At 68.8% G+C, this 16,392-nt stretch carries 16 protein-coding genes; 2 read left to right on the forward strand and 14 right to left on the reverse strand.

Annotated features, from left to right (window positions below; translation table 11 throughout):
* Positions 1-205: 205 nt before the first annotated feature.
* From V6S85_RS26020 to V6S85_RS26050, 7 genes are all read right to left on the reverse strand, one after another.
* A complete protein-coding gene (locus V6S85_RS26020) occupies positions 206-451 on the reverse strand; it encodes a hypothetical protein (protein WP_334350741.1) in 246 nt (81 codons plus the stop codon).
* A 129-nt stretch (positions 452-580) separates the two neighbouring features.
* Positions 581-1,888, reverse strand: a complete 1,308-nt coding sequence (locus V6S85_RS26025) for a Xaa-Pro dipeptidase (protein WP_334350742.1) — start codon at positions 1,886-1,888, stop codon at positions 581-583.
* Between the two features lie 10 nt (positions 1,889-1,898).
* Positions 1,899-3,206, reverse strand: coding sequence for an APC family permease (locus tag V6S85_RS26030; protein WP_334350743.1), 1,308 nt, complete (start codon positions 3,204-3,206; stop codon positions 1,899-1,901).
* 79 nt (positions 3,207-3,285) lie between these two features.
* Positions 3,286-5,628 carry a TonB-dependent receptor gene (locus V6S85_RS26035; RefSeq protein ID WP_116565057.1) on the reverse strand — a complete coding sequence of 781 codons (2,343 nt, stop codon included), beginning with the start codon at positions 5,626-5,628 and terminating at the stop codon, positions 3,286-3,288.
* 151 nt (positions 5,629-5,779) lie between these two features.
* On the reverse strand, positions 5,780-7,792 hold the full coding sequence (locus V6S85_RS26040; protein ID WP_334350744.1) for a tetratricopeptide repeat-containing sulfotransferase family protein: 2,013 nt from the start codon (positions 7,790-7,792) through the stop codon (positions 5,780-5,782).
* Between the two features lie 79 nt (positions 7,793-7,871).
* Positions 7,872-8,132, reverse strand: coding sequence for a hypothetical protein (locus tag V6S85_RS26045; protein ID WP_334350745.1), 261 nt, complete (start codon positions 8,130-8,132; stop codon positions 7,872-7,874).
* A gap of 33 nt (positions 8,133-8,165) precedes the next feature.
* Positions 8,166-8,495, reverse strand: coding sequence for a hypothetical protein (locus tag V6S85_RS26050; protein ID WP_116488094.1), 330 nt, complete (start codon positions 8,493-8,495; stop codon positions 8,166-8,168).
* 78 nt (positions 8,496-8,573) lie between these two features.
* Between V6S85_RS26050 and V6S85_RS26055 the strand changes: the two genes are divergently transcribed.
* Together V6S85_RS26055 and V6S85_RS26060 are read left to right on the forward strand one after the other, a co-directional pair.
* Positions 8,574-8,870: an autorepressor SdpR family transcription factor gene (locus V6S85_RS26055; RefSeq protein ID WP_334350746.1), complete on the forward strand. Its 297-nt coding sequence runs from the start codon at positions 8,574-8,576 to the stop codon at positions 8,868-8,870.
* Entirely contained in the window at positions 8,867-9,241 is a 375-nt protein-coding gene (locus V6S85_RS26060) for an ammonium transporter (protein ID WP_207780691.1), read from the forward strand. The genes V6S85_RS26055 and V6S85_RS26060 overlap by 4 nt, the downstream gene beginning before the upstream one ends.
* Here V6S85_RS26060 and V6S85_RS26065 read toward each other — a convergent pair.
* The 7 genes from V6S85_RS26065 to V6S85_RS26100 all read right to left on the reverse strand — a co-directional run bounded on the left by V6S85_RS26065 (position 9,236) and on the right by V6S85_RS26100 (position 16,242).
* Positions 9,236-10,519 (reverse strand): NAD(P)/FAD-dependent oxidoreductase, encoded by a 1,284-nt coding sequence (locus V6S85_RS26065; RefSeq protein WP_334350747.1) that lies wholly within the window; start codon positions 10,517-10,519, stop codon positions 9,236-9,238. The two genes, V6S85_RS26060 and V6S85_RS26065, sit on opposite strands and share 6 nt — an antisense overlap.
* A 171-nt stretch (positions 10,520-10,690) precedes the next feature.
* On the reverse strand, positions 10,691-12,091 hold the full coding sequence (locus V6S85_RS26075) for a glutamine synthetase family protein (RefSeq protein WP_116565048.1): 1,401 nt from the start codon (positions 12,089-12,091) through the stop codon (positions 10,691-10,693).
* A 32-nt stretch (positions 12,092-12,123) separates the two neighbouring features.
* Positions 12,124-12,534: a PIN domain-containing protein gene (locus V6S85_RS26080; RefSeq protein WP_334350748.1), complete on the reverse strand. Its 411-nt coding sequence runs from the start codon at positions 12,532-12,534 to the stop codon at positions 12,124-12,126.
* On the reverse strand, positions 12,535-12,771 hold the full coding sequence (locus V6S85_RS26085; RefSeq protein WP_116565044.1) for a hypothetical protein: 237 nt from the start codon (positions 12,769-12,771) through the stop codon (positions 12,535-12,537). It abuts the gene before it with no gap.
* Between the two features lie 38 nt (positions 12,772-12,809).
* Complete coding sequence (locus V6S85_RS26090) at positions 12,810-14,216, reverse strand: aspartate aminotransferase family protein (RefSeq protein WP_334350749.1); 1,407 nt, start codon at positions 14,214-14,216, stop codon at positions 12,810-12,812.
* 81 nt (positions 14,217-14,297) lie between these two features.
* Positions 14,298-15,110 carry a gamma-glutamyl-gamma-aminobutyrate hydrolase family protein gene (locus V6S85_RS26095; RefSeq protein WP_334350750.1) on the reverse strand — a complete coding sequence of 271 codons (813 nt, stop codon included), beginning with the start codon at positions 15,108-15,110 and terminating at the stop codon, positions 14,298-14,300.
* A gap of 4 nt (positions 15,111-15,114) precedes the next feature.
* On the reverse strand, positions 15,115-16,242 hold the full coding sequence (locus tag V6S85_RS26100) for an ABC transporter ATP-binding protein (protein ID WP_116565038.1): 1,128 nt from the start codon (positions 16,240-16,242) through the stop codon (positions 15,115-15,117).
* Between the last annotated feature and the right edge of the window lie 150 nt (positions 16,243-16,392).

A 16,392-nucleotide genomic window follows, 5' to 3' on the forward strand; every position in this document is an offset into this window, starting at 1 on the left:
CCCCCCCCCCCCCCCCCCCCCCCCCCCCCCCCCCCCCCCCCCCCCCCCCCCCCCCCCCCCCCCCGGCCGGCACAGCGTCCAGTCTCGCCCCCTCCACCACTTCGTGGTCCCCCTCCCCCGCAGGCGGGGGAGGAGCCAAGACAAGAAAAAAGCCGCCCCGACGGATCGGAGCGGCTTCAAGTCGGCCTAGATTCGAATGGAAGGATCAGGCGGCGACCGCGGCGGCGGCGGCCAGGCCCTTGCGGCCCCAGCTCGGGCGGCGCGCTTCCGGCTCGGCCACGTGCACTTCGGCGTAGCGGCCCTGGCTCGTCATGTGGCGGGCCAGCAGCTGGGCCAGGGCGACGGCTTCGTGCTGGCTGGGGCACGAGCTGATCAGGTCGGGCGAGTCGTTCCAGGTCACGTGCCAGACGCCGGCGACGGGACGGACGTAGTAGTGGTTCGAGTCGGCCATGGGGAGGCTCCTGCATCGAGGCTGACGCCAGCTTTCCCCCACGGACCGCTTCGCGACAGCTGTTTCAATGCTGCACAGCAACATCGAGTTGCGGCGCACAATGCACGACCCGCGCCGGCGGTAAAACGGTTAATTCTGCGGCAACACCTCGCCCTTGTGGACGACGCCGCCCTTCATCACCTTGGCCACATCGGCCAACACCCCGACATCGGCCAGCGGATCGCCCTTCACCGCGATCAGGTCGGCGAAGCAGCCGGCCTGGGCGCAGCCGACGTCCTTTTCCTTGCCCATCAAGGCCGCCGCGCTGGTCGTCGCCGACTGGATCGCCTGCATCGGCGTCATGCCATAGCGGACCATGTAAGGCAGCTGCCGGGCGTTCAGGCCGTGCGGATAGACCCCGGCGTCGGTGCCGTAGGCGATGCGCACCCCGGCCTTCACCGCCTTGCGGAAACCCTCGCGCTGGGCGTCCGTGGTCTCGCGGTTCTTGCGCAGGGTCTCGGCCGGCCAGCCGTTCTTCGTGCCGATCTCGTCGATGTAGTCGCCGTTGTAGATGTCGGCGACCAGCCAGGCGCCCCGGGCCTTCATCAGGGCGATCCCCTCGTCGTCGATCAGCGAGCCGTGCTCGATCGAGCGCACGCCGGCCCGGACCGCCACCTTGATCCCCTCGGCCCCGTGGGCGTGGGCGGTGGCGTAGGTCCCGCGCTTGGCGGCCTCCTCGACGGCGGCCTCGATCTCCTCCTTGGAAAGCTCCAGCTGGCCAGGCTCGGTGCCGACGGTCAACACCGCGCCGGTGGCGATCAGCTTCAGGAAATCGGCGCCGTGCACCAGGATGTCGCGGGTCTTGCGGTGGGTGTCGGCCACGTCCTGCACGACGCCACGGCGCATCTCAGGCGGGATGCCGACATCGGCGGCGATGCCGGTCACCTCCCCGCCGCCGCCCGGCGTCGTCACATAGGCCCCGGCCACCGACATGCGCGGCCCCGGAACCAGGCCCTTGTCGATGGCGTCCCTCAGCGCGACGTCGCCGAACGCCCGCCAGGTCCCGACGTCGCGCACGCTGGTGAAGCCGGCCATCAGGGTCGCGCGCGCATGGGCCGCGCCGATATAGGCCTGCTCTGCGGCCGTGGTCAGCAGCGGCTCGGCGATGTTCTCGGTCTGCTCCTGGTCGACGATGTGGGTGTGCATGTCGACCAGGCCGGGCAGCACGGTCAGGCCCGACCAGTCGCGCACCGGCCCGTCGGCCGGCGCGCCGGTCCAGGCGGTCACCGCCGTGATCCGCTCGCCCTCGATGCGGATCAGCCGATCGGTCAGAACCTTGCCCGCTGCCGGATCGACCAGCTTGCCGGCCCGCACGTAGGAGACCTGTGCGACAGCGGCGCCGGCCGCCAGCAGAGCGAGGCCGGCGACGCCGGCGGCCAGGATCGAGCGCGGGATCATGAAGCGGCCCTCAGGTGCGCGCCGTCCGGCGCATCAGGAGATGGACGGGAAGGCCCGCGACCAGCAGCACCAGGCCCCACATCACGGCCTCCCTGCCCGCCCCGAACAGGGTGAAGATCGCGTAGAGCCCGGCCAGGATCGCCACCACGGTCAAGAGCCGCGAGCCCGGAACCAGGCCGTCCCGCTGCAGCTTCAGCGCCGCCAGCGCGCAGGCCAGATAGGTGAACAGCGAGGCCGTGGTGGCTAGCAGGGCGATGAAGGTGAAGAGGTCGGCCATCGACTTGGCGTAGTTGATCGCCACCAGCACCGTCAGGAACAGGCCCGAGACCAGGTGCGCCCGCACCGGCGTTCCGCGGCTGGACGACTTGGCCAGCATGGCCGGAAACACCCCGCCCCTGGCCATGGCGTAGGGCATCTCGCCTTGCAGCAGCACCCAGCCGTTCAGGGCCCCGAAGGCGCTGATGGCGGCGAAGGCGGCCACGGCCATGGCCGCGCCCGAGCCCCAGAACCGGCCGATGAACTCGGCCATCGGGGCGTTGGAGGCCTTCAGGGCGTCGGGGGGCGAAAGCAGCACCACCGCCGAGCAGACCAGGAGGTAGACGACGCCGGTGAAGGCCGCGCCGAACAGGGTGGCGCGCGGGATGGTGCGGGCCGGATCCTTGACCTTGTCGGCTGGCACGGTGGCCGACTCCAGGCCCAGCAACGCCCACAGCGTCAGGGCCGAGGCGGCGACGAGGCCGGGGCCGCCCAGTTGCGTGGTGTCCAGCGGCGCGGTGACAGCCGCCGCGCCGTCGCGGCCCAGCAGCCAGACCGACAGGCCCAGCACCGCCGCCAGCGGCAGGAGCTTGAGCACCGTGGTCACCACCTGCACCTCGCCGGCCAGGCGCGCGCCCAGGCAGTTGACCCCGATCAGACCCCAGATCAGGGCCAGGGTGACCAGGGCGTGCAGGCCGGGCGTCTTGGCGATGGCCGGGACCAGGACCGACAGGTAGCTGACCGCGCCGGTGGCGATGGCCGCGTTGCCCACCCACAGCGAGATCCAGTAGGCCCAGGCCACGACGAAGCCCGCCGTCCGCCCGAACGCCTCCTGGGTGTAGGCATAGGGCCCGCCCTCGCGTGGCAGGGCCGCCGACAGACGGGCGAAGACGAAGGCCAGGCAAAGGCCGCCGGCGATGGTGATGATCCAGCCCAGCACCCCGTTCCAGCCGTAGGGGGCGAGCGACGCGGGCAGCATGAACACGCCGGAGCCGATCATGTTGCCCACGACCAGGGCGCTGCACATCCAGAAGCCGAGGGCCTTGGGCGACGAACTACTCATATGGCCATGCTTTCACCCCCGCCCTGGCCGCGCAACCGCCCCCGCCGCGAGGCGGAGGCGGCGCGCCATCCGTCGGCGATCAGAACTTCTGGCCGAACCGCAGGCCGAAGGTCCGGGGCTGGTTGGGGATGACGTAGACCTTGTCGGCGCAGACCGCCTCTGCGCACTGCACGAACCGGCTGGTGCTGGCTCGCTCGTCCGTCAGGTTGGTGATGAAGGCCGCCAGCGACCAGCTGTCGCGCGCAAGCCCCGTCGACACGTCGAAGGTGATGTAGCCTTCCTGCTTGCCCAGGATCGCCGCCTCGACGGTGCGCAGGTCGGAATAGGACGAGGTCTGCCCCACCGCCGAGGCCTGCACGAAGGTGTCGAAGTCCTTCCAGTCGAACTCGTAGCGGGCGGTCAGGTTGGCCTTGAACTTCGGCGTGATCGGCAGCCGCGTGCCCTTGGGCGCCTGCGGACCGTCGGGGAAGTCGACCGAGCCGACCGGGCAGTCGGTGATCGGCACGCCGGCGCTGTCGGTGGCCCCGCAGTAGTTGGCCGTCAGCTTGGCGTCGGTGTAGGCGGCCGCGGCGTTGACGGTGAAGCCCTCGGCGACCGCGATGGTCAGGTCGGTTTCCGCGCCCTTGATCTCGGCCTCGTTGGCGTTCTTGATCTCGGTCAGGCCGTTGGCCCCCAGGATCGAGAACTGGAACTTGTTCCACTTCTCCAGATAGACCGCGCCGTTCCAGCGGAAGCGGTTCTGGGCCCAGCTGGTCTTCCAGCCCAGCTCGTAGTTCTTCAGGTAGTCCGACAGGTAGGGCGGCAGCGTGCCGCGGCGATTGATGCCGCCCGGCCGGTAGCCTTCCGAATAGGTCGCGTAGACCAGCTTGGCCGGGTCGATCTTGTAGGTGAGGGTCAGCTTGGGCGTGTTGCCCGTCTCCTTCACCCGCTTGTCGAGGTTGGTGCAGGGCGAGCCGGAGATAACCGGCCCCTTGAAGCAGGCCCGCTCGCCGGTCGAGCCGTAGCCCGCCCCGTAGCCGTAGAAGCCGACCAGCGAATTGTCGGCTTCGAAGAAGCGGATGCCGGCCGTGGCCGTCAGGCTGGGCAGGATGTCGAACGACACTTCGCCGAAGGCGGCCTTGTCGCGGTCGACGCGCTTCTGCTCGGTCAGCCAGATCGTGCCCGGATGGCCCGCCGGCGACAGCGACTCGCCCAGGGCGTCGATCTTGTAGTCCTGGTGGATGCCGTGCGCCTGGCGCTGGTAGAACAGGCCGGCGACGAAGCGCAGGCGCTTTTCCTGCGGCGAGCTGACCCGCAGTTCGTGGCTGATGCGGTTGTAGCGGTCCTTGCCCTGGATGTATTGCGACGGATCCACCGGGTTGCCGGCGTCGTCGGTCCAGTAGGCGCCGTAGCCGTACAGCGTGTCGTAGAAGAACGAGTAGTCGGTGTAGTCCTGCTCGGTGTCGGTCGTGCGCTGCAGGTACGAACCGGCATAGACGATGTCGAGGTTGCTGATCTTGCCCTCGACGGTCATCGCCGCCTGCCACCAGCGGTCGTCCGAGCTTTCCGGATAGTAGTGGCTGACCTTCAGGTCGCCGATGTCGGGGTCGAAGCCGAAGAAGCCGCCCGACTTCTGCACCTGGCCCATGACCTGGGGCGTGATCGTCCAGTTCTCGCCCAGCTCGACCTTCACCGCCGCGCGGGCGCCGTGGGTCTCGACCTCGTTGTAGTTCTTCCTGGTGACGCCGTCGTTGTCGATGGTCACGCCCGAGGTCGGATAGGTCCGCGTCGAGGGCACGTTGTCGATATAGCCGGCGTCGCGCTTGCTCCAGCCGACCATGCGCACGGCCACGGTGTCCGACAGCGGCTGGTTGACGAAGCCCTCGGCCACGTAGCCCGTGCCGCCAGCCTCGACCTTGTTCAGCTCGATGTTGTAGCCGGCCTTGAAGCCCGCGGTGCTGGGCTTGTTGGTGATGATGCGGATGGTGCCGGCCTGCGAGCTGGCGCCATACAGCGTGCCCTGCGGCCCGGCCAGCGCCTCGACCCGCTCGATGTCATAGACGTGGACGTCGAGCGCGCCCTGGATCGTGGTGATCGGCTGCTCGTCCAGATAGATGCCCACGCTGGGCAGCGAGCCGGAGTGGTTGCCGTCGCCGCCGCTGGCCACGCCCCGCATGTAGACCTGGTTGAAGCCCGGCCCCGAGCCCTGGAAGGACACGCTGGGGAGGAACTTCACGTAGTCGGCGAAATCGGCGACCTCCAGCTGCTCCAGCTTGGCCTGGCCCAGCGCCTGGATGCTGACCGGCACGTCCTGCAGGTTCTCCGAGCGCTTCTGGGCGGTGACCACCACCTCTTCCAGAGCGACCCCGCCCTCCTGCGCCAGCGCGGCCCCACAAAGCGCGCTGCTCGACATCAGGGCCGTGACCAGCAGGCCCGACCGCATTGTTTTTGAACGCCTAATCGACACGTGTTCACTCCTTGGCCCCAGAGAGAACGACGTTCTTCCAATGTCGTGAGTCCGACAATCCGGCAAAGCTTGGCGGTCGCGCAATTCACCGGACTGTTGCAAAAACGGCAGCGCCGTCTTCCGGTGGTCAAATAACAGGCGCGTCCGGATAGGCGGCCAGCACGGGCCCCAGCGCCGCCTTCAGCGGGTCGAGCCACGGCTCATAGTTGCGCCACTGGTCGACCCCGTCCTTGAAAATCGGCTGGCGCACCTGCTCGGAGCTGGCGGTGCGCACGGCGCGGTCGTTCTGGTGGAAATTCAGGCACGCGTCCTCGAACGGCAGGCCACAATGGTCCAGCAGCCGCCGGATCTGGCCCTCCGGGTCCTGGACCATGTCCTCGTAGATCACCCGGTGCACCCGCCCCGGCAGCACCGCGTCGAAGTGCGCCATCAGGTCCACGTAGTCGGCGTAGTAGCGGCCGATGTCCTCCAGGCCGTAGCTGAAGGTCTGGCCGCGCGCGAAGTGCTGCTTGAAGCCCGAGAAGCAGCAGCCCAGCGGATGGCGGCGCGCGTCGATGATCCTGGCGTTGGGCAGCATCAGGTGGATCAGCCCGGCGTGGGCGAAGTTGTTGGGCATCTTGTCGACGAAGAACGGCCGGTTCGTCTTGCGCTGCACCCGCGTGCGCTCGAGATACTCCTCGCCCAGCGCCCGCAGGGCCTCGGCGTCCAGCGTCGCCAGCGCCTCGGGATAGAGCCCCTCGCCTCGCCGCCCGCCCAGACGCTTGGCGATGGCGATGACGTCGGGCAGTTCCATCGTGCCCTCGACCTGCGAGTGGCTGGCAAGGATCTGCTCGATCAGGGTCGAGCCCGAACGCGGCAGGCCGACGACGAAGATCGGATCGGCCCCAGCCGCGCCCCAGCCACGCCGCTCGGCGAAGAAGGCGGGCGTCAGCAGCGCCTTGCTGCGGGCCGCATGGGCCGTGGTCTCGTCGGCGTCGTAGCGGATCTGGATGCGGCGCAGCTCCGCGCCCCTGGCGTAGTGGCCGAAGCTCTCCTCGTACCGCCCGGCGTCCTCCAGCGCCTTGCCCAGGGCGTAGTGCAGGTGGAAGCGATCCTCGTCGGCCAGGTCGGCGCTCGCCAGCTGGCCCTCCATGACGGCGAAGTCGTCGTCGGAGAACCGCAGGGTCTTGAGGTTGGCCAGGCTCCACCAGGCCTCGCCCAGCATCGGCGCCTGCTCGACGGCCCTGCGATAGGCGCCCTCGCACTCGGCCCGCCGGCCCAGGGTCTTCAGCGCATGGCCATAGCTCATCCAGCCCTTGGGCTGATGGGGGTGACGCGCGAGCACCTCGCGATAGATCGCCGTCGCCGCCTCGTACTCGCCGATCCGCACCAGGGCGGCCGCGCGCAGGTTGGCATAGGCCGGATGGCGCGGGTCGGCGGCCTGCAGCAGGTCGAGCTGGCCCAGCGCCTCCAGGGTCTTGTTCTGGCGATAGAGCAAGGTGGCCAGGTTGTGCCGCGCGGCCGTGAAGCCCGGCGCGAAGGCCAGGGTCTGGGTCAGGATCCGCTCGGCGTCCTCATAACGGCCCAGCCGCGCGGCCACCTCGGCCAGCATCCGCAGCGCCGCCGGCTCATCGGGCCGGGTCGCCAGATAGGCCCGCAGGCCGTGCTCGGCTTCCGGCAGCCTGCCCTCGACCAGGGCCGTGGCCGCCGCGATCAATGCCGGCTCGCGCACCGAGGCCTGCACCTGCCGGTCGCCGGCCGCCTGCGCGCCGACCAGGTCGCCCAGCACCGTCAGCCCCACCGACAGCGCACGCCAGGCCTCGCCGAGCTTGGAATCCAGCGAAGTCGCCCGCCGCAGCGCCGCCAACGCCTCCTGGGTGCGGCCCAGGTCCAGCAGCACGAGGCCATGCTCCAGCTGCACGTCAGGCGCATTGGACAGAACTCGCGACAGGGGATCGATCACCGGCAGGGCCGCGCTCGCATCGCCCGACAGCCGCAGGGCCGCGGCCAGGATCAGGGTCGCGCCGGGATGACGGGGAACGGCTTCCAGAATCGCCAGGGCCTGCTCGCGCGCCAGCTGCGGATCACGCGACAGCATGCGCATGGCGTGGCCCAGCGCATCGGCCAGACTGCCCGTCGGCTCCGAAACCTGACCCTGCATTCGACCCCGCCACGCTTTCTACGATGAGCATCGGAGAACGCCGGTGGGCGGGTGTCAATTGGTCGCCAGCTCCAGGCCGTCAAACCTCGACGATCGATCCGTCCGCCAGCATCTTCCGCGGATGGCGGGGAGCGGCCCGCGGCCATAGCGTATCGAAGGCCTCCCGGAACGCCGCCGCGTGCTCCCAGCCGATGAAACAGGCCCGGTGCATGCCGGTATCGGAGAACCGCCAAAGCGGATGGGCGCTGTCGTGGATGAAGTGGGTCGTGGAAACCAGGTCGTCGCCGTCCCGCAGCACCTGCCCGCAGATCGAGCATTCGGACTTGCCCAGAAAGATCATGCAGGTTTCCTCGATACGAGCAGGCTCTCGCCCTCAGCCCCCGTTCGCGTCCACGGCGATGATCACCGGCTTGCCGCGCGACCAGGGCTCCCAGCCGGCCGCCACGGCCGAGGCGATCGCGGTGGCCACCAGCTTCCTGGGCACCTGCTCGGTCTTCAGCTGCGGCGCGCCGTAGCGCGGCTGTTCGCCGGGCGGAAACTCGATGACGACCTCGCGCTTGCCCTCGACATGGTGCACGGCGATGGCCATGCCGTGCCGCTCGGTCGGGTCCTTCGACCAGTGCGGCGTGCGTTGCAGCCGCCAGACATAGGTCTCGCCGTCGACTTCGATCTCGAATTCAGGGTTCAGCTTGGTTCGCGCCATGACGGGGTGTTAGCGCGGCAAGCCGGTCGAAGCCAACCATCGCTTGACTCATTTCGATGATTAGCTAATCGTCTTATCATGAGCCAGGTGTTCAAGGCCCTCTCCGATCCCACCCGCCGGCGGGTGCTGCAGCTCCTGCGCAAGGGGCCGCTGAGCGCCGGCGAGCTCGCCGATCAGTTCGACGTCTCCAAGCCGACCATGTCGGCTCACTTCGCGGTGCTGCGGGAAGCCGACCTTGTGCACGCCGAAAAGGCCGGCAAGTCGGTGATCTACCACCTGAAGCTCTCGGTGCTCGAAGAGGCGCTGCTGGGCTTCGTCCACTCGTTCGGCGTCGGCGAGCACATGCCGGCGTCCAGGCAGGAGGTTGCGGAATGAAGAAGGAAGTGGTCGCCGATCTTGCCTGGGGCGTCGGCATCGTCGTCCTGGCCCTGGCCGCCAGCCTGGCCCGCAAGCTGGGCTATATCGACACCGACACCGTCAACCGGCTGGTCATGGGGGCCATCGGCCTGATGGTCGCCTGGTTCGGCAACCGCATGCCCAAGCGGTTCGTCCCCAGCGCCTGGGCGCGGCGGGTCCATCGGGTCGGCGGCTGGTCGATGGCCCTGAGCGGGCTGGTCTATGCCGGCCTCTGGGCCTTCGCGCCCTTCGAGGTGGCGGTCGTGGGCGGCTGCGGCGCGATCCTGGCGGGCCTCGTCCTGACGATCGGCTACTGCCTGTCGCTGCGGGCCAAATCCAAGGCCCTATAGCCGGTCGCGCAGCGCGTACCAGGACAGGCCCGCCACCGTCAGCGGCCAGCGCAGCAGGCGGCCGCCGGGGAACGGCGGCGTCGGCAGGCGAGACAGCAGATCCACCCCGGCCGTCTCGCCCAGGGCCGCGTCGGCCAGCAGCTTGCCGAACCACGGCGCCAGCATCACCCCCTGCCCCGAATAGCCGGCCGCCACCCGCACGCCCGGAGCCAGTTCGCGCACGTAAGGCGCGCGGTGCACGGTGATCCCCAGCGTCCCGCCCCAGGCGTGAGTCACCTTCACGTCGGCCAGGTCGGGATAGATCTTCAGCATGTGCCGGCGCACGAAGCCCGGCAGGTCCGGCGGAAAACCCGGGCGATAGTTCTCGCCGCCGCCGAACAGCAGCCGGCCGTCCGGGCTCTTGCGGAAATAGTTCACGACGAAGCGGCTGTCGGCCACGGCGGCGTTCGAGTGGATGATCCTCTCGGCGCGCTCGCCCAAGGGTTCGGTCGCGAGCACGAAGTTATTGATCGGCATCACCCGGGCGCGGGCCTGCGGGCCGGCCAGTTCGTCCAGATAGCCGTCGCCGGTCAGGATCAGCTGGTCGCACAACACCCGCCCCGCCGCCGTCTCGACCACGATCTTCCCGCCCTCGCGCCGCCACTCGCGGGCGCGGCTTCGCTCGTGGATCACCGCCCCCTTGGCCATGGCCGCCTTCGCCAGGCCCAGGGCCAGGTTCAGCGGGTGCAGGTGGCCGCCGCCGTTGTCGCGCACGCCGCCATGATAGACGCTCGTGCCCAGCTCTTGCGCCAGCGCGTCTTCGTCGATCGGCTCCAGCTCGTGATAGCCGTAGCGGTCGGCCATGAATTCGATGTGGTCGAGGTCCTCGCCCTCCCCGCGCGGCCTGTGGCGAGCGTGGATCATGCCCGGCGTGAAATCGCAGGCGATGGCGTGCTCGGCGATCGTCGCGGCCAGATGCGAGCGGGCGTCCAGCGCCATCTTCCACAGCAGGAGGGCGTCGTCGCGGCCCACCGCCTTCTCCAGCCACGCCTGGTCGTTGCGTTGGCCCATGTGCGCCTGGCCGCCGTTGCGGCCCGAGGCGCCCGACCCGACCTGGGCGGCCTCCAGCACGACGACCGACACCCCGCGCGAGGCCAGTTCCAGCGCGGCGCCCAGTCCGGTGTAGCCCGCTCCCACCACGCAGACGTCGGCGAAGGCGTCGCCGTCGAGGGCCGGCAACGGGTCGAACGGGGTGGCCGTGGCGGCATACCAGGAGGTGGCGGGGTGGCCGAGATTCATGGCCCCTCTCCCGGAGGGGAGAGGGAGGGGCCCATGCGCAGCATGGGAGGGTGAGGGGTGACGGCGCCCGCCGTCGTGCCGGCACGCCGGCCAAAGGCGTAACCCCTCATCCTCCCACCGCTACGCGGCGGGCCCCGCCTTCTCCCTCTGGGAGAAGGTGCGAAACGCCGCCTAAACATTCAGCAGCAGGAACTCCCGCTCCCAGGGACTGATGGTGCGCATGAAGGTCTCGTACTCGGCCTGCTTCACCCGGGCGTAGGCCGTGCAGAAGGTGGCGCCGAGGATGTCGGCCAGGGGCTTGGCCTCCTCGAACAGCGTCACCGACTCCAGCAGGCTGCGCGGCAGTTCGATGCCCCGCGCGCTGGCGTCGATCTCCACTGGCGCGGTCGGCGCCAGGTTCTGGATCATGCCCAGATAGCCGCAGGCCAGCACGGCGGCGATGGCCAGGTACGGATTGGCGTCCGACGAGGGGATGCGGTTCTCGACCCGGCGGTTGGCCGGATCGGACGGCGGCACGCGCAGGCCGCAGGTGCGGTTGTCGTAGCCCCACTGGGTGTTGACCGGCGCGCCGCTGTCGCGGGCGATGCGGCGGTAGCTGTTCACGTAGGGCGCCAGGATGGCCATGATCGCCGGCAGGTAGCGCTGCTGCCCCGCGATGAAGGCATAGAAGGACGGCGTCGCCTCGCCCGTCTTCGGATCCGAGAACAGGTTGTCGCCGTCCTCGGTCAGGATCGACTGGTGCACGTGCATGGCGCTACCCGGCTCGCCGGCCATCGGCTTGGCCATGAAGGTGGCGTAGATGTCGTGCTCCATCGCCGCCTCGCGGATGGTGCGCTTCATCATGAACACCTGGTCGGCCAGTTCCAGCGGCGTGCCGTGGCGCAGGTTGATCTCCATCTGCGCCACCCCGCTCTCGTGGATCAGGGTGTCGATCTCCAGGCCCTGGCGCTCGGAATATTCGTACATGTCCTCGAACAGGGCGTCGAACTCGTTGACCGCGCTGATCGAGTAGCCCTGGCGACCGCTCTCGGGCCGGCCCGACCGGCCGACCGGCGGCTTCAGCGGATAGTCCCAGTCGATGTTCTTCTCGACCAGATAGAACTCGATCTCCGGCGCCACGATCGGGCTCCAGCCCTTCTCGCGATACAGCGACAGCACCCGGCGCAGCACCTGGCGGGGGCTTTCCTCCACCGGCCGGCCGTCGGGGTGGAAGGCGTCGTGGATCACCTGGGCCGTCGGGTCCTGGGCCCAGGGCACTGTGGCCAGGGTGGCCAGGTCGGGGGTCAGGAAGATGTCGGTGTCGGCCTGCACGCCGTTCACCGCCCCCTCGAACTCGGGAAAGTCGCCGGTGATGGTCTGGTAGAACACCGCCAGCGGCAGGTTCATCGACGGGGTCCCCAGGAACTTGCGCACCGGCATGATCTTGCCGCGAGCCACCCCGGCCAGGTCGGGCACGACGCACTCGATCTCCTCGATGTTCTGGCTGCGGAACCAGGACTGGGCCTCGTCCAGCGTCTTGACCCCCCGTGTGACCTTGGGACCGTCGTGGTTCTTCTTGTGCTTGGGCTTCATGAGGGCGCTCCTCGCGCTTGCTGAAGTTTGGGCTAGTGGAACGGATTAATGATGCGGACGCCTTCGACGACTTGGCCGTGCGAAAGGTCCTCGGTGAAAAGTTCGGTGCAGCCGGCTGCGCAGGCGGCCGCGATCACGGCGCTGTCCCAGTAGGAAAAGCCGTAGCGTTCCTTGATCTCCAGTGCCGAGAGCAACACGGCCAGGGTGTTGTCCTGCACCTTGAAGCGGGTCCAGGTTCGAATGAATTCCGCCGCGTCTTCCGTCGCCAGCCGGCCCGGCCGCGACGAACGCGTGGCCTGCACGTAAAACTCTTGCAGCACCTGCACCGACAGAACGCCGTCGACACGGTCTAGCAAGGCCCGCGCCGCCTCGCGCTTGGCCTCCTCGTCCGGCGCCTCGCTGATCGAATAGATCAGCACGTTGGTGTCGAAGAAGACCGCCACCTACTCCCCACGCCGATAGAGTTCGTCGCGCGGCACATTATCGGCGGCGCGGAAGCCCCGGATTTTCGTCCGCAACTCCGCCTCGCGCCGTTTCAGCCGCTCGAACTCGCTCTCGTCCTGCGCCACCTCGACCAGGAACTTTCGCACCATGGCCGACACAGAGGTGTCCTGCTCGGCGGCCTTGATACGGGCGCGCCGATAGGTCTCTTCGTCGATGGAGACTGTGATGTTCTTCATGATCTCACAGTATCACAGTTTCACAGTGATACCGATGTTCACCCCTCGCCCTCCTTCGGCTTCAGCGTCCGCAGCACCGGCTCGGCCTCGTCGAGCGACCTCCTGATGATCCCCACCAGTTCGTCGATCTCGGCCTTGGTGATGATCAGGGGCGGGCAGCAGACGATGCTGTCGCGGATGGCGCGGACCATCAGGCCGTTCTTGATGCAGAGATCCCGCACGATCGGCCCGGCCTCGCCCTCCTTGTCGAGGAAGCGGTGGTTGGTCCCCTTCTCGCGCACGATCTCGACCGCGCCGATCAGGCCCAGCGAGCGGGTCTCGCCCACCAGCGGATGGTCGTTCAGACTGGCCAGCGCCTGGGCCAGATAGGGGCCGGTCTCGTCGCGGGTGCGCTCGACCAGGCCCTCGCGCTCCATGATCTCGATGTTCTTGAGCGCCACCGCCGCCGCGGTCGGGTGGCCGGAGTATGTGAAGCCGTGGATGAAGTCGCCGCCCTTCTCGCGCAACTCGGCGACGATGTGGTCGGCCACGCCCACGGCGCTGATCGGCAGGTAGCCGGACGACAAGCCCTTGGCCATGGCGATCAGGTCGGGCTTGATGCCGTAGTGCTGATGGCCGAACCAGGCGCCCAGGCGCCCGAAGCCGCAGATCACCTCGTCGCAGACCAGCAGGATCCCGTACTTGCGGCACAGGGCCTCGACCGCCGGCCAGTAGCCGTCCGGCGGGATGATCACACCGCCCGCGCCCTGCACCGGTTCGCCTATGAAGGCCGCGACGTTCTCGGGGCCGACCTCGAGGATCTTGTCCTCGATCGCTTTCACCGCCCGGTCGCGGAAGGCGGCCGGGTCCTCGCCGAAGCCGTCGCCGAACAGGTAGGGCTGCATCACGTGCTCGACGCCGGCGATCGGCAGGTCGCCCTGGCGGTGCATGTGCTTCATGCCGCCCAGGCTGACGCCGGCCACGGTCGAGCCGTGATAGGCGTTCCAGCGGCTGATGAAGACGGTGCGGCTGGGCTCGCCCTTCAGCTTCCAATAGTGGCGCACCAGCCGGAAGACCGTGTCGTTCGCCTCCGATCCCGACGAGTTGTAGAAGACGTGGGACAGATGCCCGCCCATCTTCTGCGCGATCTTGGCGGCCAGCTCGATCGGCGGCGGCGTCGCCGTCTTGAAGAAGGTGTTGTAGTACGGCAGCTCCAGCATCTGGTCGTAGGCCGCCTGGGCCAACTCGGTGCGGCCGTAGCCGACATTGACGCACCACAGCCCGGCCATGCCGTCGAGGATCCTGTGGCCCTCACCGTCATGGATGTAGACGCCCTCGGCCCGCGTGATGATCCGGCTGCCGCCCTGCTCGGCGATGACCTTGTGGTCGGCCTGGGCCGGCAGGTGGTGGGCCAGGTCCAGGCGCTTGAGTTCGGCGATGTCGTGGTTGCGGAGGGTGGCGGTCATGGTTGCTCTTCCTCGATGTCTTTCTTTTCTCTCCCTTCCCCCTTTGATGGGGGAAGGGTCGGGGATGGGGGTGACAGCGGTTCAGGGTCCGGCGCGAACCGAACCGCCGTAACCACCCCCACCCCTGGCCCCTCCCCCATCAAGGGGGAGGGGAAACTCGAATTCACCTCGCAAGGCCTGGCCAAAGAGACTGAAGAAAGCCTGCGACTGGGCGTTCTCCTCCGGCTTCCATTCCGGATGCCACTGCACGGCCAGCACCGGCGCGCCGTTGATGCTGGCCGACACCGCCTCGACGACGCCGTCCTGCGCCCTGGCCTCTACCGACAGGCCCTCGCCCAGCCGGTCGACGCCCTGGTAGTGCACTGAATTGACCACCGCCCGCTCGACCTCGAAGGCGCTGGCCAGCACCCCGCCGGGGGTCAGGTCGACCGGGTGGCGATGGTCGAACATGCCGTTGAAGTCGACCTCGTCGGGCGCGTGGTGGGCGATCAGCTCGACGCTGGTCGCCATGTCCCGCCGCAGGGTGCCGCCGAAGGCGACGTTGATCTCCTGGAAGCCCCGGCACACCCCGAACACCGGCCGGCCCAGGTCCAGCATGGCCTTGATCAGGTCGCGGGTCATGACGTCGCGATCGCGGTCGAAGGGCCCCGGCGCATCCTCCACCGCCTCGTCGTAGAAGGCCGGATCCAGGTTCGACGGGCTGCCGGTCAGCATCAGCCCGTCCAGCCGCGCGGCGACCTCCGAGGCCTTCATCAGTCCGGGCGTCGACGGCACGAGCAGCGTCGCGGCGTCGGCATACTTCATCACGCCTTCGACATAGCGGTTCATCACCGCCTGAGCCGGCTCGATCCCGACGGTGCGGGTGCAGCAGATGACGCCGGCGACGGGTCTCATGACATCACGACAGCAGCACCGCCGGCGAGCAGGCGTGCCAGGCGATCCATACCGCCTCGCCCAGCCGGAAGTCCTCCTGGTCCCAGCGGGTCAGGTTGGGGCGCTGCACCTTCACGCGGCGCCCTCCCTCTATTTCCACCTCGTAGGTCGACACCCCGCCCAGATAGGCCTCGTGCCTGATGACGCCCGCCACCGCGTTGGCGCCCTTGGGCGCATCGCCCATGTTCGGCGGCTCGCCGCCGTCGGGGCGCTTGTGCAGCTCGATCTTCTCGGGCCGGATCGCCGCCCACACCGCGCCGCCGCGCGGTCCGGTCACCCCGTGGTCGAGGAAGATGTCGGTCGGCAGGCCCGGCGAACGGATCACCGCGTGGCTCGGTTCGTCCACCGCCAGCACGCCCTCGAACAGGTTCACGCTGCCGATGAAGTCGGCCACCAGGCGACTGTTGGGAAACTCGTAGAGGTCGTTGGGCGTGGCCACCTGCTGCAGCAGTCCCTTGCTCATCACCGCGCAGCGGCTCGCCAGGGCCAGGGCCTCGTCCTGGTCGTGGGTGACCATGATGAAGGTGATGCCCACCTTCTCCTGCAGGGTGCACAGCTCGGTGCGCATCTGCTCGCGCAGCTTGGCGTCCAGGGCCGAAAGCGGCTCGTCCAGCAGCAGCACGCGCGGACGTTTCACCAGCGCCCGGGCCAGGGCCACCCGCTGGCGCTGGCCGCCCGACAGCTGGTCGGGCTTGCGCTGGCCAAGGCCACCCAGTTGCACCAGCTCCAGCGCCTCCTCGACCCGCCGGTCGCGCTCGGCCTTGCCCACCCGGTCGACCTTGAGGCCGTAGGCGACGTTGTCGGCCACGGTCATGTGCGGAAACACCGCGTAGGACTGGAACACCATGTTCACCGGCCGCTTGTTCGGCGGCACGTTCGAGATGTCCTGGCCGTCGATCAGGATCCTGCCCTCGGTGGGCGTCTCGAACCCGGCCAGCATGCGCAGCAGGGTGGTCTTGCCGCAGCCGGACGGCCCCAACAGCGCGAAGAACTCGCCCTCCTCGATGCTCAGCGACACGTTGTCGACCGCCGCCAGCTTGCCGAAGCGCTTGGTGACATTCTCGAAGGTGATGATGGGTTTGGTTTCGGTCACTTCGTCATTCCCCCCGAAAACGTCAGCGGCCTGGGCTCCTCGGCCCACGAGGAACCTCCCCCTGTGGGGGAGGCGATCGCGCAGCGATCGGTGGGGGGCGTGACTGCGGAACTTCCACCCCCGCGGAAGCTGAGAACTTCCCCCCACCGG

It is taken from the genome of Caulobacter sp. CCNWLW153 (assembly GCF_036889365.1).
Taxonomy (GTDB): domain Bacteria; phylum Pseudomonadota; class Alphaproteobacteria; order Caulobacterales; family Caulobacteraceae; genus Caulobacter; species Caulobacter radicis.

Excerpts from the sequence above, each read along its gene's own strand:
- V6S85_RS26035 (WP_116565057.1), bottom strand. The coding sequence starts at position 5,628 with ATGCGGTCGGGCCTGCTGGTCACGGCCCTGATGTCGAGCAGCGCGCTT.
- V6S85_RS26090 (WP_334350749.1), bottom strand. The coding sequence starts at position 14,216 with ATGACCGCCACCCTCCGCAACCACGACATCGCCGAACTCAAGCGCCTG.
- V6S85_RS26025 (WP_334350742.1), bottom strand. The coding sequence starts at position 1,888 with ATGATCCCGCGCTCGATCCTGGCCGCCGGCGTCGCCGGCCTCGCTCTG.
- V6S85_RS26030 (WP_334350743.1), bottom strand. The coding sequence starts at position 3,206 with ATGAGTAGTTCGTCGCCCAAGGCCCTCGGCTTCTGGATGTGCAGCGCC.
- V6S85_RS26060 (WP_207780691.1), top strand. The coding sequence starts at position 8,867 with ATGAAGAAGGAAGTGGTCGCCGATCTTGCCTGGGGCGTCGGCATCGTC.
- V6S85_RS26040 (WP_334350744.1), bottom strand. The coding sequence starts at position 7,792 with ATGCAGGGTCAGGTTTCGGAGCCGACGGGCAGTCTGGCCGATGCGCTG.
- V6S85_RS26045 (WP_334350745.1), bottom strand. The coding sequence starts at position 8,132 with ATGATCTTTCTGGGCAAGTCCGAATGCTCGATCTGCGGGCAGGTGCTG.
- V6S85_RS26075 (WP_116565048.1), bottom strand. The coding sequence starts at position 12,091 with ATGAAGCCCAAGCACAAGAAGAACCACGACGGTCCCAAGGTCACACGG.
- V6S85_RS26085 (WP_116565044.1), bottom strand. The coding sequence starts at position 12,771 with ATGAAGAACATCACAGTCTCCATCGACGAAGAGACCTATCGGCGCGCC.
- V6S85_RS26095 (WP_334350750.1), bottom strand. The coding sequence starts at position 15,110 with ATGAGACCCGTCGCCGGCGTCATCTGCTGCACCCGCACCGTCGGGATC.
- V6S85_RS26050 (WP_116488094.1), bottom strand. The coding sequence starts at position 8,495 with ATGGCGCGAACCAAGCTGAACCCTGAATTCGAGATCGAAGTCGACGGC.
- V6S85_RS26055 (WP_334350746.1), top strand. The coding sequence starts at position 8,574 with ATGAGCCAGGTGTTCAAGGCCCTCTCCGATCCCACCCGCCGGCGGGTG.
- V6S85_RS26065 (WP_334350747.1), bottom strand. The coding sequence starts at position 10,519 with ATGAATCTCGGCCACCCCGCCACCTCCTGGTATGCCGCCACGGCCACC.
- V6S85_RS26020 (WP_334350741.1), bottom strand. The coding sequence starts at position 451 with ATGGCCGACTCGAACCACTACTACGTCCGTCCCGTCGCCGGCGTCTGG.